The 14188-nt window shown below is 42.1% G+C and carries 14 protein-coding genes and 1 pseudogene; 12 read left to right on the top strand and 3 right to left on the bottom strand.

Annotated elements, in window-relative coordinates; genetic code table 11:
• The first annotated feature begins 93 nt into the window (after positions 1-93).
• The 3 genes from B5F53_RS17050 to B5F53_RS17040 all read left to right on the top strand — a co-directional run bounded on the left by B5F53_RS17050 (position 94) and on the right by B5F53_RS17040 (position 2694).
• Positions 94-1014, top strand: a complete 921-nt coding sequence (locus tag B5F53_RS17050) for a sensor histidine kinase (protein WP_087226016.1) — start codon at positions 94-96, stop codon at positions 1012-1014.
• Positions 1015-1088: 74 nt separating this feature from the next.
• Positions 1089-2000 carry an ABC transporter ATP-binding protein gene (locus tag B5F53_RS17045; protein ID WP_087226012.1) on the top strand — a complete coding sequence of 304 codons (912 nt, stop codon included), beginning with the start codon at positions 1089-1091 and terminating at the stop codon, positions 1998-2000.
• Between the two features lies 1 nt (position 2001).
• Positions 2002-2694, top strand: coding sequence for an ABC transporter permease (locus tag B5F53_RS17040; protein WP_087226010.1), 693 nt, complete (start codon positions 2002-2004; stop codon positions 2692-2694).
• Here the strand turns inward: B5F53_RS17040 and B5F53_RS17035 are convergent.
• The 3 genes and pseudogenes from B5F53_RS17035 to B5F53_RS17025 form a co-directional block, all read right to left on the bottom strand.
• Positions 2666-2902 (bottom strand): annotated as a pseudogene (locus tag B5F53_RS17035) (DUF4368 domain-containing protein); the annotation flags it as partial. The gene B5F53_RS17040 and the pseudogene B5F53_RS17035 overlap by 29 nt on opposite strands.
• A gap of 124 nt (positions 2903-3026) precedes the next feature.
• A complete protein-coding gene (locus B5F53_RS17030; protein WP_087226004.1) occupies positions 3027-3593 on the bottom strand; it encodes a DUF1700 domain-containing protein in 567 nt (188 codons plus the stop codon).
• 4 nt (positions 3594-3597) lie between these two features.
• Positions 3598-3930 (bottom strand): PadR family transcriptional regulator, encoded by a 333-nt coding sequence (locus B5F53_RS17025; protein ID WP_087226001.1) that lies wholly within the window; start codon positions 3928-3930, stop codon positions 3598-3600.
• 218 nt (positions 3931-4148) lie between these two features.
• On the opposite strand from B5F53_RS17025, the gene dnaE reads away from it, so the two are divergent.
• From dnaE to B5F53_RS16980, 9 genes are all read left to right on the top strand, one after another.
• Entirely contained in the window at positions 4149-7832 is a 3684-nt protein-coding gene (gene dnaE, locus B5F53_RS17020; RefSeq protein WP_162610641.1) for a DNA polymerase III subunit alpha, read from the top strand.
• Between the two features lie 109 nt (positions 7833-7941).
• Entirely contained in the window at positions 7942-8784 is an 843-nt protein-coding gene (locus B5F53_RS17015; RefSeq protein WP_087225995.1) for a single-stranded DNA-binding protein, read from the top strand.
• On the top strand, positions 8765-9574 hold the full coding sequence (locus B5F53_RS17010) for a hypothetical protein (protein WP_087225992.1): 810 nt from the start codon (positions 8765-8767) through the stop codon (positions 9572-9574). The genes B5F53_RS17015 and B5F53_RS17010 overlap by 20 nt, the downstream gene beginning before the upstream one ends.
• Positions 9567-11027: a hypothetical protein gene (locus B5F53_RS17005; RefSeq protein WP_087225989.1), complete on the top strand. Its 1461-nt coding sequence runs from the start codon at positions 9567-9569 to the stop codon at positions 11025-11027. Before B5F53_RS17010 ends, B5F53_RS17005 begins: the two co-directional genes overlap by 8 nt.
• Before the next feature lie 13 nt (positions 11028-11040).
• The gene (locus tag B5F53_RS17000; RefSeq protein ID WP_087225986.1) at positions 11041-11223 is read left to right on the top strand and encodes a hypothetical protein; all 183 of its coding nucleotides are present in this window, start codon (positions 11041-11043) and stop codon (positions 11221-11223) included.
• 71 nt (positions 11224-11294) lie between these two features.
• A complete protein-coding gene (locus B5F53_RS16995; protein WP_087225983.1) occupies positions 11295-11534 on the top strand; it encodes a hypothetical protein in 240 nt (79 codons plus the stop codon).
• A 185-nt stretch (positions 11535-11719) separates the two neighbouring features.
• Entirely contained in the window at positions 11720-12856 is a 1137-nt protein-coding gene (locus B5F53_RS16990; protein ID WP_087225980.1) for a hypothetical protein, read from the top strand.
• Between the two features lie 13 nt (positions 12857-12869).
• The gene (locus tag B5F53_RS16985) at positions 12870-13541 is read left to right on the top strand and encodes a YkgJ family cysteine cluster protein (RefSeq protein WP_087225977.1); all 672 of its coding nucleotides are present in this window, start codon (positions 12870-12872) and stop codon (positions 13539-13541) included.
• A gap of 108 nt (positions 13542-13649) precedes the next feature.
• On the top strand, positions 13650-14186 hold the full coding sequence (locus B5F53_RS16980) for a hypothetical protein (RefSeq protein ID WP_087225974.1): 537 nt from the start codon (positions 13650-13652) through the stop codon (positions 14184-14186).
• Positions 14187-14188: the final 2 nt, after the last annotated feature.

The following is a 14188-nucleotide window of genomic DNA, read 5'->3' as shown; positions in this document are numbered from 1 at the left end:
CGCCTGCGTTTGAAATTGAAGAATAATGCGGAAGATACAACAGTCTATATTAAAACCCTATGGGGTATCGGCTACAAGATGGAGGACAAATAGATGTGGATTCTGTTTGCGGTTTTTTCATTTGTTTTGTTGCTTATCTTGATTTGGCAGCGGGTACAATACAAAAAGCTAGAACGAGAGATCAACTATATCACCGACAGACTTACTTCTCTGTCAATTACTTCTGAAAATGGCTTTGTGCTTATACCTACAGATTATGATAGTATCAAAAAATTAGGTGCTGTACTGAATATCTTACTTCAAGATTTTTATACAAAAAGGGCAGAATTCGAGCAGAGCAAAAAGGCGATGGCGCAGGTTCTAACAAACATCTCTCACGACATCCGCACCCCGCTTACTGTCCTGAAAGGAAATAGTGAAATGCTTTCCTGCATGACAAACGACTTTGCCATGCCCGAAAATGTTCATGTTATGGCTGATAAAATAGACCGAAAGGCCGATGATTTAATTCGGACAATCAATGACTATTTTACAATGTCCAAGATAACTTCCGGCGATCTCCCTATTCAACTGAAAAAGGAAAATATTTCAAGACTTTGCCAAGACACAATTTTGGACTATTATGATTTGCTTGAGCAAAAACAATTTGAGGTTGATATTCAGATACCAGATACTCCGATTTATGCCTACACAGATTATGAGGCATTACAACGCATTTTGAAAAATCTGATAGACAATGCTATTAGACACGGCGGTGATGGAAAATATATTTCTTTACGGCTCACCACATCAAAAGGAAAAAGCATAATTGAAATAGAAGATCACGGAACTGGAATGTCACCACAGCAGCAAAAACAGATTTTCGCAAGAAATTATACAACAGCCCGAAAAACATCCGGCAGCGGTTTGGGCCTTGCAATTTCAAAGCATCTGGCTGCACAAATTGGAGCAGAATTAGAAGTTTATAGCATACAGAATGAGCGAACTATTTTCTCAATCATCTTGAAAAGTTAGAAAATCGTTAGATTTACGGCAGAGAAAAGTGAAGTCCGTTTTGTATAATCATAGCCATATAGGAGGTACACAAAATGGACTATATCATGAAAACCGTAGGCTTACGAAAGGCTTACAAGGGAAATGTCGTTGTAGACGATGTAAATATCCACATACCGAAAGGGGCAATCTATGGCTTTGTTGGACCAAACGGTGCGGGAAAAAGCACAGTTATGAAAATGATTTTGAACCTGATTCATCCAGATGCCGGAGAGGTTCAGCTTTTCGGAAGAAAAGTTACCGATCACAGCTACGAAATATTTAAAAGGGTGGGTTCAATCATTGAAAACCCATATTTTTACGACAAAATGACTGCCCGCCAAAACTTAGAGTTGCATTGCGAATATATGGGATTCCACAACAAGGAACGGATTGACGAGGTTTTGCATTTGGTGGACTTACAGAATGTCGAGGGAAAACAAGTCCGTCATTACTCATTGGGCATGAAACAACGACTTGCGATTGCAAGAGCGATTCTGGTAAGACCAGAATTTTTGATTTTAGATGAACCGATCAATGCTTTAGATCCTGACGGTATTCGTGAAATGCGAACCCTTTTTCAGCGACTAAATCAGGAAGATGGAACAACCATTTTTATTTCCAGCCACATTCTGTCCGAGGTGGATCTTCTTGCCGATACGATTGGGATTATTCGACATGGAAAACTCTTAGCAGAATTGCCGATTGAAGAAATTCACAAGCATCAAACAGATTATATCAGCTTGCAGGTTGATGATGTAACACGCGCTGCCACATTACTCGAAGGCATGAGGATAAAGAACTTTAGTGTGCTGGATAAAGAGTTCATCCGTATTTATGATTCTGATGTTACTGGTAAAGTCCTGTCAAAAGCTCTCATTGAGAATGGAGTTGGTTTGGAGAGCATTGGCCGCAAACAAGACACACTGGAAGATTTCTTTTTCCGGTTTACAGAGGAGGGAAAATAAAATGGTACATCTGATTAAGTTGGAATTGAAAAAATTTGGTATTGGACGAAATATTATCTTTACGTTTGCCGCAATCCTTTTCAGTATCCTTTTTATCACAATCTCTTTATGGGATAGTGTGACAGACCCGGAACAGACCAAAGACACTTTTGAAAGCACATACCTTGTTATTGGCCTGCTGATGTCATTTATTTTTCTTGTATATTCATCGGTTTTGACTGCACGGCTTGTCATTGGAGAATATAATCAGGGAACCATTATCATTATGTTTTCCTACCCTTTGAACCGGATAAAATTGATGATTGGCAAATTGGGGATCATTATGGTTTATACAGCAATTTCAATGGCAATCGGATACATTTGTTGCAGCGGTTATATTGTGTTGGCGGATCAATATTGGGATATGTTGGAGGGGACATTTCAAGTCTCAATGCTTCATACATGGATACCAATGGCAATCACTGCTGTGATTGTATGCACAGTATTATCGCTATGGCCGTTCATTATTGGCATGATCCGAAAATCTGTTCCTGCAACAATCGTTACTTCCCTGATTGTTATTGTGTTTCGGCAAGCTATAATCAGCAAAAATGTAACCTATCAAGAGTCCCTACTGCAAATTGTTTTAATTGCTATCGTTACTCTTGTAGTCATTTTGGCTATCTTCAAAAAGAAAGTACCTGAATTATATTGATGATTTCTGCCGGACGATGCAAAAAACGCCCCGTCTCTCCAAATGAGAGATGGGGCACCTTCTGGCCGTCCACCTTCTTAACCTCGCCAATCAGGATTTTGCTGATAAGCCGGTTCAGTACGGCCTCGTCCAGTTCCTCAACGTCGGCATAGCACCAGATTTCTTTGATAAAGGTGCGGACTTCACTTTCCTGTGCGTCGGGGGTGGAGCAATCCTTATAATAACAGCGTAAACGATGGGACGACAGCAAAAGAAAAAGCCGTTGTACAGCAGCTACGTTTATGCCCTCAAACAGCGGTTAATCCCTGAGACTAACCGCTGTTCAATAAATATCAAATTTCTAAATCAGATTTTGCCTTGCTGACTCTCTTGCAGTAGTAAATTAACAGTTTCCAGCAACCACGTCCCACAAGAAAAAGCAACGTTCCGATGACAAGAGTTATCACAAATTCCGCGACAGGATTTAATTCTATTATGCCTGTAAATACCCCTATATTTTCCATATAAGGCAGTCCGAGATGGAAAATAGAATCAGCCAATTTTACCGCCATTATAATCGGGCAGGCAATACCATTAATAATAAAAACGGGAGCCATAATCGCAAGGCACGGAATAACGATCATTCCAGAAAACCCTACAACGCTATAAAATGCGCAAACAACTAAAAATCTGTTCCAGCTAAATCCGCTTTCTTTTGAAAGTAAATCGCCGAGATATGCTTTTGCAAGATCCTTCGGATTCCCTAACCGATTCAAAATTTCTTCCGTTGAAAGATGATCGCTTTCCATTTCTAAGATAGAGCCTTTTATTTCCTTTACAATATCCACTCTTTCAGAAGTAGGAAGTGGTTTTAAACATTTATCAACGGTATCTAAGTATTTTTCAAATGTAGTGTTCATATTTTTATTCCCCTTTCAAATCAGACATAGCACTTAATAAGTTGTTCCATTCATTACTCATAGCTTCCAGATAGCTCTTGCCTTCCGCTGTTAACGAATAATATTTTCGTGGCGGCAGCCCCTCCGTCGATTCTTTCCATGTAGATTGCAAATAATTTTCTTTTTGCAGTCGTCTTAACAAAGGATATACCGTGCTTTCTGTAGAAGCAATAATAGGATATTTGCTCAATTCCTGCAAAATCTCATAGCCGTAATACACTTTTTTATCCAACATAAGAAGAATACAGTATTCTAGTGTACCACGCGCTATCTGTGATTTCCATTTTTCTAAGTTCATGCTGGTCACCTCACTATTGTTTTGTTGATGGATACATCGTACCACATAGTACATATAATGTCAACAATATTATTTTAAAAACAACATTGTTTTAAATCGAGGTATAGTGATTCTGACTTTTCCTGATGTCAAAGGAGTTCTATTTTGATATTCCAACCAGAGCTTTTCATTCATATTCAAAGCGTAAAATAGCCGAGAAGAAAGGAGTGAAAGAGGCTGTGGAAGTTTCAAAGGTGGAAGATGGATACTTCCTGCATTTACAATCAGAGCATTCGCTGCGTCGTGCTTCCATGACACTGCGCGAGATGTTCCAAAGAGCAAAAGATCTAAGCGCGAAAAAAATTGTTCTGACGGAGTATCAAACGATGTCCTCCTGTATCGAGGCATATGATCTGATGATGGAGTATCAAATCCCGATCAGTGTGGGAACTGAGATTAAGGTTCACTGGAAAGAAAAGCAAAATGAACTGGAAGGGAATATGCTGCTGATCCCAGTAGACAAAAAGGGATATGGGATTATCGGAAAGATATTAAGTGAAGGATCGCAGGGTTCTGAAGAAAGCAGTGGTTCAGTCAGCGGCGGAATACTGAGAAAATGGCTGGCACCCGGGTCCTGTGGTCATTTGCATGTGATGGTTACAACAGGAGGAACCGATGGGATTCTGTTTAATCTGCTAAAGACAATACCGGAAGCAGAGGAACTGTTGGTCATGGTACAACGTGAAAAAAAGAAGCTTATGCAACAGAATGAATCATCGCAATTATCGGATAAAGAGAGAATTCTCCAAAAAAATATTGATGAAAGCAGCAGTACCAGAGAAAAGATGCAGTATCGTAAAGCATTCAGGGAATCAAAAAGGCTACAGAAACGGGAAGAGAAGTATAAGAAACTGGAGAAGGAAGAACGCAGACTTCTTCGTTTCTTAGAGCAAAAGGAACTGGTTGTGCGGCAGGCTGCAACATTTTGTGACGATATGGCGGAGCTGTCTGGAAAAGAAAATTTCTATGTGGAATTGTGCTGCCATGGGAGACCAGATGAGAAGGATGTGCTGCCACTCATAGTGAGAGCAGCAGGGAGCCATCAGCTTCTGTCAGCGGAAGAGGCCCGTTACTCTGAGAATAGCAGGGAGGACAAGCGAAGACAAGAATTGCAGGCAGGTGACAGGAGAGGAAAACAAAAAGGATTTCAAGGTGACTTCTCAATTCGACCGATGTATAACATTATAAAGCAGCTTGGGAAAATTCTGCCGGGTGAAGTTTTGAGCAGATGTGAAGAGGGCATGAGAAAGTGCTGTGAAAGAAGTGAAGTGTTTTCCCCGCCAGAAGGCACACACTATCCTGTGTTCCCGGGAGAAGATGGAAAAACAAGACTGCAGAGCCTTGTTTCAGCGAAAAAAGAAGAACGTTATCCAGACTGCCGTGGATGGACAAAAAAGCATGAGAAACGTTTGCAGGAAGAGATGAACATTATCACGAAGATGGGCTTTTCCGATTATTTTTGTATTGTGGAGGATTTGGTAGGGTTTATCCATGATATGGAAAAGAAAGAGCAAGACAGAGCCTGCTACATTGGTCCCGGAAGAGGAAGTGCGGTTGGATCACTGACTGCTTATATTCTGGGGATCACATCTATTGATCCGGTGAAAGAAGAACTTTTATTTACAAGATTTCTTAATCCCATGCGCGTAACAGCTCCAGATATTGACCTTGATATCGCACCCGAAATTTATGAACGGGTTATGCGATATATGCGAGAAAAGTATGGAGAATATGCAATCTGTGCGATATCAACAAAAATGAGGATGGGTGCCTTGCAGGCATTGGAATATGCCGGCGCTGTCCATGAAGCCTCCGGACAATTAATTCAGGCCATGAAGAATATGGTTTCTGAGACAGGAAACCTAAAGGAGTCAGAAAAGCTGAAACAGTTCGCTGCAAAAAACAAGAAAGCAGAGAAAATTTTGGGAGATGCGTATTTGCTGGAGGGACGGCGAAGTGGTACAGGGCAGCACCCATCAGGTGTAGTTTTATCCGATACTGCGAATATCAGCAGCCGGATACCGCTGATGTTTAATGAGCACACCGGTCAGTGGATGACACAATTTGACATGGAAGAGGTGGAACGCATGGGGCTTCTGAAGCTGGATCTTCTGAAACTGCGTACACTGGATGTCATAACGGAAACCTTAAGAATTATTGGAAAAAATGTTGATCTGTCCCGGATTCCTGTCATGCCGGAGGTGTTTCAACGGATCTTTGGCCAGGGAGAGACAGTAGGAGTGTTTCAGCTGGAATCAGATGGCATGCGGAGACTGTTAAAAGAGTTTCAACCAACCGATATGCGGGATCTTACCCTATTGATCTCTATTTACCGGCCCGGACCGCTCCAGTATGCCGATAAAATCATTCGGTCAAAAAGGGAAGGCAGAGCAAAGCAATACCCTTCTGAAAAGCTGAACAGGATTTTAAAAGATTCTTATGGATATCCGGTTTATCAGGAAGAAATTATGCAGATTTTCCATGAAATCGGTGGACTATCTCTGGAGGAGGCGGATATTGTGCGAAGAGCAATTGCTAAAAAGGATACGGAGCTATTGGAAACATATCGTACCCGCCTGGTATCAGGGCTTATCAGAGAGGGGATCGCACGGCAGCAGGCACAGAAAATCTGGAGTGAGCTTTTGGAATTTGGAAAGTATTCCTTTAATCGATCTCACGCGGCGGCATATGCAAAACTTGCTTATATTACGGCTTATTTAAAATGTTATTATCCGAGAGCCTACTTGTGTGCGCTTTTTAACCATAGTGAGAAGGACAGGATTCCAATTCTGGTTTCAGAATGCAGGAGAGACGGGATTCGTGTACTCCCGCCGGATCTTGCTCTTTCGGAAGGAAGATTCCTTGTGACAGAAGATGGAAACATTCGTTTTGGCTTGTGTGGGATAAAGGGTATGAGTGCGGCGGCAGTGTCGAAGATCGAAACGGAAAGGCAGCAAAAACCATTCAGTTCTATGAAGGATTTCCTACAAAGAGGATATACCGATAATAAAACAACGGATCTGCTGATTTTATCCGGAGCTATGGATGGCTGGACCAGCAACCGAAAAGGACTGATGGCATGGTATCCAACGGCATATAAATACCTGCAGGATCTTATCAGGGAGAAGGAACTTCATGGAATGAGTGAGAAAGCGATATTGCTGCAGAACCGTTTCCTAACAAGCATTCAAAACGTGGCAGGACCGTCCTTTAGTCGTGAGGAATTGGATACAATAGAGGAAAAAGTTCTGGGGTTTTGTTTGAGTAGTCGGCTGAATAAAGTATATGTGAGAGTCTCAAAGAAGTACCCGGATATAAAGAGAATTGCAGAATTGTCACTGGGGGAGAATCGGGTATTTGGAACAATCCAGAATTTAAGAATACTAAAGCGAAAGCGGGACGGCAAGGAATTCGCGGCTTTTGTATTTTCGGATGATGAGTCAGAGGTCGAGGCAGTTTGCTTTGCTGATAGATATGAAAAGTTGGCACATCTCCTGAAAGATGGAAAGATATGCGTTATTCGTGGAAAGATTGTAGAATCAGATCAAGAGTCGTTGAGTAGAGAGAAGTTGATTGTACAGGATATGTTGCAGTTGAAAACTTCCTACGGAGCGATTACGATTTCAATTCCAACGGTTACCGAATGTGAGAATTTGATATTGTTTTTGAAAGAATGCAGGACGGAAAAAGGAACGGCTGTGTTCTTGAGAGATCGACTGACCGGACATACATATAAAGTTCCGTTTCCTGTTTCCGAGGAGGTGTGGCGGATTCCCTGGAATAAGGATTATTTTCCCTTTCGTGAGGAGAAAGAGCAGAAAGACAAGAAAGCACAGAGCACTATCATAAAGAAAGCAGCCTGAAGGACATATTTCGTTCAATCAAAGGACAGATTCGTACAGAGTCTGTCCTTTTCCTGCTTTTTGCAACAATGTCTTTCATATTTATTGCAGTAGGAAAGGAGGGAACGACATGGCACGGGAGAATTTTGTACTGCTGCATGGACAAATCCAGTCAACCCCTAAGATTTATCAATCTACGGAAGGAACATTAACAAGGGCTATTCTTGCCATAAAGGTTCTGCGCCGGCCATATCTGAATGGAAACGGTGAGGTATTGGGGGGAAAACTGCATGTTGACTGTCCGATCATTATGTCTGGAAATGAAGAAATTATCCGGCGTATTTCGGAAATGGATCAAGGGGATATGGTTGATATCCGGGGTGTTCTGACAACCAGAGAAGTGATAAAGAGCACAACCTGCAAGGCCTGTGGTCATAAGAACAGTGTTCAGGGAAATACGGTATATATCACACCTATTTATATCTGTAAGCGGGAAAATCATCTGGATGATATTGCTGGCTTTGAGCTCCTGAAAGAGCGGAGTGAAATATCAAATGTAGTGATCCTGATCGGTAATCTGTGCCGTCCGCCGGAGCTATATAAGGATGATTCAATCAACTATGCGACTTGTCAGTACCAGATTGCTGCAAATAGGAAGTATCATATCCGGGATAACGGGGCAGCAGCGGATGTGAAAACAGATTATCCATGGGTGAAAAGCTTTGGGGCGCAGGCGCAGCAAGACGCTATAAGACTGCAGGAGGGTTCGTCTGTCTATGTGAATGGAGGAATACAGACGCGAGAAGTAGCACGCCTTACGACTTGTGAGAATTGTGGAGCGGAGTATGCATGGAAAGATACGGCGTCTGAAATTATACCGTATAGCGTGGAATATCTGGAAGGCTGTCTTTTCCCGGAACGGGAAGAAAAGACCGGAGAGGAGGCTGCTGGCAATGAAGAAAGCGGAGCATAAGCTGAAATATGTGCGCGGATCGTCCGGTAAGAAGAGATGGCGTAGGAAGCGAAAGCTGGGAGACCGCCTGGGAAGAGTCCCAGAAGAAGAACGGAAAGATCCAGAGGAATTAGAAGCTGAGTTAGAGGCAGAAGAGTCAGAGCGTCAGAGAAAGCAGATCCATACAGAACGAGTGAGGAAGATTGCCGGACGTTTTTTTCAGGTAATTCTGGCAGTTCTTTGCGTCTATACTGTTTTTTTGATTTATGGACTTATGAGCACGGAATATGTGTATGACGAGAATGGGAATGTAGTACCGAAGATTGTGACAGTAGAAGAAATTGAGAACAGGGATGTATATGCGCTTCTTTACCGGCATTATCTGCAGGCAAGGGGATTGTATGAAGATATATTGCGGCTGGATTATCGGCTAAGTATGGATGAGGAGTCCAAACTAATTGCTACTGAATATGAAGAACTGCTGGATACTGTTTCCAGTCAGACAGTTGCTATTGACGGTTTGGCGCTGGATACAAAATATGGACAATTCAAGACCATGCTTCTGGAATGGGTAAAAACGGACGCTGCGGTGTACTTGCAGAACATTTCAGCGGCAATCCTGCAAAATGACAGCCAGAAAGAGGAAGAGGCACTTGCTTGCAGGAGCCAAATGTATACGGATTTTCTGATCCTTTCAGAGAACATGGCAGTGCTGGGAGAAAATGTGCCGGGAATAGATGTGTCCAGTCTCTATGAATGGTCACCAGAGAATTTTATTTCAGAAGTGCTGGAAGGGGTGCAGGATGAGTAAGGAAGAAATTATACTGAGAAATAGACTGAACCGTTCCGAATCAAGATGCCAGGATCTTGATGAGCAGCTCAATAAAAAGAAACAGCAGTGGAAAAAACTTGAGGAAACGTTTCGTGAAGCGGAATTTCACTGCAGGAAGCTGTGTGAGGAGATTCTGGTAAAGGATTCTTCTGAGATTGTGCTAGGAAAAATGTACAGCTGGGATGGATTGACGCTGGCAGAGCTTGCAGTAAAAGCGCTTGCAAGTTTTCGTAAATATAATAGCGAAAGAACGGATCTGCAGCGTCGCCTTTTGGACATCTCCGAGGAGAGGAGAGTAAAAATAGACAGTTTACAAGAGCAGATTGAAGTGATGAGAAATTATCCGGGAAGTATAAAGAAGAGCGATATGTATAAAGAAAAGGATCAAAAACAGGAAACCGTATCTGAAAGACAGAGTGAGGAGAACAAATCTCCTGTGCCATCCTATGTTGCGGCACCACCTGTGGTAGAAATGATCATTGAAGAAGATGCAGATATTCAAGAAGCAGATATCAGAGATATTCAAGAGATGGAAAAGCTGTCGAAGGAATTGGAGCCAGTGCAAAGGGAGATCCCAGTACATCCGGCGAAAAAGACGGTACGTGCGTATCAAAAAGGGAAAAAGCAGAAAAATATGGCTCATATGATAGATCTGTCGGAGTATCAGAACAAAATTACAAAGCTGATGTGGACAATTCTTGAAATTATAGGAAAGGAAGGAATATCTGCTTATACAGAGATAGAGGGAAGAATAAACGAACTGACGCAGGATGAGGTGACAAAGGCAACGGTCAGGATGAGTGTGCGATCTTTATATTCTATGGGAATTCTGGTGCAGGAGCAGGTGTCAGATCCGTTGCGGTCAAAATTTATGGTTTACCGGATGAGTGAGATTGGTCAACGGTTGTTTAAAGAACACTTTAAACAAATCCCGGTATTATCTGAACTGGATAAAATTATCAGTCAGCATGATAATCCAAACCATGGATATGGAATCCGCGCCCTCTGGACAATCCTTACAGAGAGTGGGAATTTTGATTCAGTTAGTATGGACCGGAAGGAAAATACGGTAAAGCTTAGAAGAGGGGGGATCTATATTCCGGATATTGTAGCAAAGAAAGCCGATCAGATTTTATATATGGAATATGAATGCGGGACGCATGTACAATCTGACTACTCGGCTAAGTGCAACAAAATGGTGCAGGTGACAGATACGCTCTATATTGTGACACCAAATCGAGATGTGCTGCAGAAAAGGATTATGAACCAGACCGGACAGTGGATTAATGAAAAAGGCGGATATAAAGCGTTAGAGGGCAAAAAAGTGTGTCTCACCACTGCCACGGCTCTTAAGCATGAGAACCCACTGGATGAGCAATGCTGGCAGGTAGTCTATAATATGACATCGGATACGCCGATTGTCCGGATGTAAAGGAGGGATGCTTATGAACAATATTATCTGGGATTCCTTTGTGGCTTTCCATATAAACGGGATCAATAATTTGAAGTACATCCTAATGAATAACAGCTGGTTTCTAATCATATGCGGGAGCTGTATTTGCATGATGATCCTAAGCTGGCGGGAGAAAAAATCCACTGTTATCAGAGAGGAGCAGAATATTCTCTGACCTTTTTTTACAGGACCTAGAAAGCCTCATATTCAGTATGAAAAGTAAAAGAAGAAAGGGAGGAACCTGCCATGAATAGCAAACAATTTGTAGAATTCATCATTAATTTTGCAATCGAAAATGGGTGGAATGATAAGAGGGAACAGGAACTGATCCGTTCATTTTTCACAACATGGTGTTTTATATTCAAAGTGGACGCAGACACGGGTAAATGTGACGCAACTCTACTTGATATATATAACCATGGGAAATTGGAGAATTTGATTTCCTACGATGATTTTGAAAATTTCATGGTTGAGCATATAGTGTAAATGCTGTTTTATCTGAGCCCCCTGACCTGTCATACATGATTGGCCAGGGGGATTTCTTCTATCTTTATCATAATAAGAAAATTTCATATTCAGTAAGAATAGCAGGTGACGGAGAGGAGGAATGAAAATAGCAGATGTTATGAAACTGAAAATGGAAATTTGTACTGTAAATGGAGGAAACCAAAATGAGTAGAATCGAGATGGAAATGTGGGAACCAGTAGAAGACATGAAAGGCAAGGTTCGATATGCCGGACAAAGAAGGGCAGTGGATGTTTTTAAAGATTTAAAAGCAATACTGGAGGCGGAAGGGCTGCTTCCGCCTGAGTACTTGCTTATGAATAGTCATCTTAAAAAGGAAGCGCTGCCGGCTGTATATGACTTGATGTGTTATACAAGATGGGGAAGTAATGAGGGAATTTATCTGGATATCGATATTATGACGTATGACGAGGAAGCAAGGGAACGTCGTATCGTGCATTTTGTCACAGGTAAATCGTTGGAAGAATCTACCGAGGAATTTGACCGGATGCAGTTCATCGCAGGCTATATTTACCGGCTGTTCATGGGGGACGGACAGTGCCACAGCCGATATGCCATATTGCCGAAAGAAAAACGTCATATCCACCGGGAATTAATAGATTGTGTGGATCAGGAGTTTGAGGCCTATTTAAAGTCTGTGCTTTATCGACGATCAGAGCAGGAGAAAGAAAACAGAAGAGAAGCAGTTTATAAAGAGATTGCAGTCAGAACGGCGATTGCAGAAGGCATTTCTGAAATTTGCTTTCCGGAATATGTGACAGAACTGCTTTTTGCAAAAGAAAATATTCTGGAAGCAATGACGGCGTTTTGTAAAGAGAAAGATTTTGAAAACAGGCAGGATGTGAGGGATATTTTGAACTCAGCGGAATTCTTTATATGGCTGCAAGAGCCCGATGAAAAGGAGATTACGGGGGAGACCTTTAATGAAGACAAAACAGTTACAAAAACTACGGATATTTACATTTCTCTGGAAGCTGCTGAACAGTGTAAAGACATACTTAATCTTAAAGGACTGGAAATTTATGAAAAATATGGTCTCGTAGAGGGTCAAACCATTACGTTTACAGGTGCATTTGACGATGGTGTTGCCGTGGAAATCAACGTGGTTATTTGTGATGAAACATCCTATCCCTATGCGGAATGTGCTTTGCTGAAAGAGGGGAGGGAATTCTGTACACCAGCTGTTTCTGAAGACTCTGTCTTGGGTGAATGGGTATTCTTCTGCGAGAATATCGAGTATGTCGTGCTAGTTCACATCGAACAGGATTCAGACTCAAAATAGAAGGAGAAATTACATGAAAAATATGAGGCCCATTGAATGGAATGAAAGGATACGATTTGAATGCTGTGGCTGCGGCGCTTGTTGTAGGAATGTACATCAGAGTGTTCCGCTGGAGAGTCTGGACGTATATCGGCTGACTAAATTTTTAAAAGAAGGGGATTCTGCGATCACATGCGTGGAGGATGTGCTGGCAACCTATGCTGAGGAAGTGCTTCTTGCTACGTGCGGGTATGTCACCTATGTGTTAAAAACAACCGGAGATGAGCAAGCATGTATCTTTCTAAAGGATAACCGATGTATGATCCAGCCTGTGAAACCGAAAGCATGTCGAACCTACCCTTTGTCCGCAGAGCCACTTGGTTCAGGAGGATTTAGGTTCCATATTAGTACAGAGTATCCGCACCATTTTGAAGCAGGCATTATATTTAAGGCAAGAGACTGGATGAAAAGGTACTTTACGGAAGAGGAGCGGGCGGCCACAGCAATCGATTACAGAGAGCTGCCGGAAATCGTCCGTTTGTTAAACCAGGTGCCGGAGGACGGGCTGCCAGCCGCAGTCTTCTGCTTTTTGCAGTATAAATATTACAAATTCGATTTGGAGAGACCGTTTTTAGAGCAATACGAATCGAATCATAAGGAGCTGTTGAGTGCTTTAAGAAAAATATTGGAAAGACTCTGCTATTAAAGGAGCAAGAAAAATCAGGCGGTATGTATGTACTGTCTGATTTTTTTTGCTATGTTATTTAACAGCCGTAATATCCTACATCTTTCATATGAAAGGAGGCAGGATTATATGGAAAAAATCACATACAGACAAGGGATGTCCTCACAAGAGTTTGCAGCTTATTTTTTTGCAGTAGGATTTCCGGCAGCGGTTCTGGTGCTGAGTATTGTAATTGTAACAAGGTTTGGGCAGTTCGGACAAAATCTGATTGCTCCAATGACGGCTGTGATGTGGGGAGCAGGGGCAGTGTGCGCGATTATTCTTCCATCGCACAGGCAGAATATCATTACGGAAACACACTGGACTATCACGGGGTATCTGTTAGGAATGTTTGGACTGCAAAAAGTTGTACAGCTTGTTTCTGGAACGACCAGTGAAATGCTTGCGGCAACCTATGACCAGGCGATGCCGGCTGCGTCAAATGCTTCGTTATCGGGCTTTTTGGAATACATGCTCTGGATTGTTGCTGTTATGGTTCCTATTGGATTTGTGGTTATGGAAGGGAAGAAAATCGTACTCTTCAGGCGCAAGATATCAAAACAGAAATTCTTTGACCAGCTCCGGGGGATTCGTGAGGAACATCCGAAGAACGGGAAAGGACGGTGAAA

Origin of the sequence: Blautia sp. An249 (assembly GCF_002159835.1) — a bacterium.
GTDB lineage: Bacteria > Bacillota > Clostridia > Lachnospirales > Lachnospiraceae > Blautia_A > Blautia_A avistercoris.
This window is presented reverse-complemented; position numbering and strand designations above follow the sequence as displayed.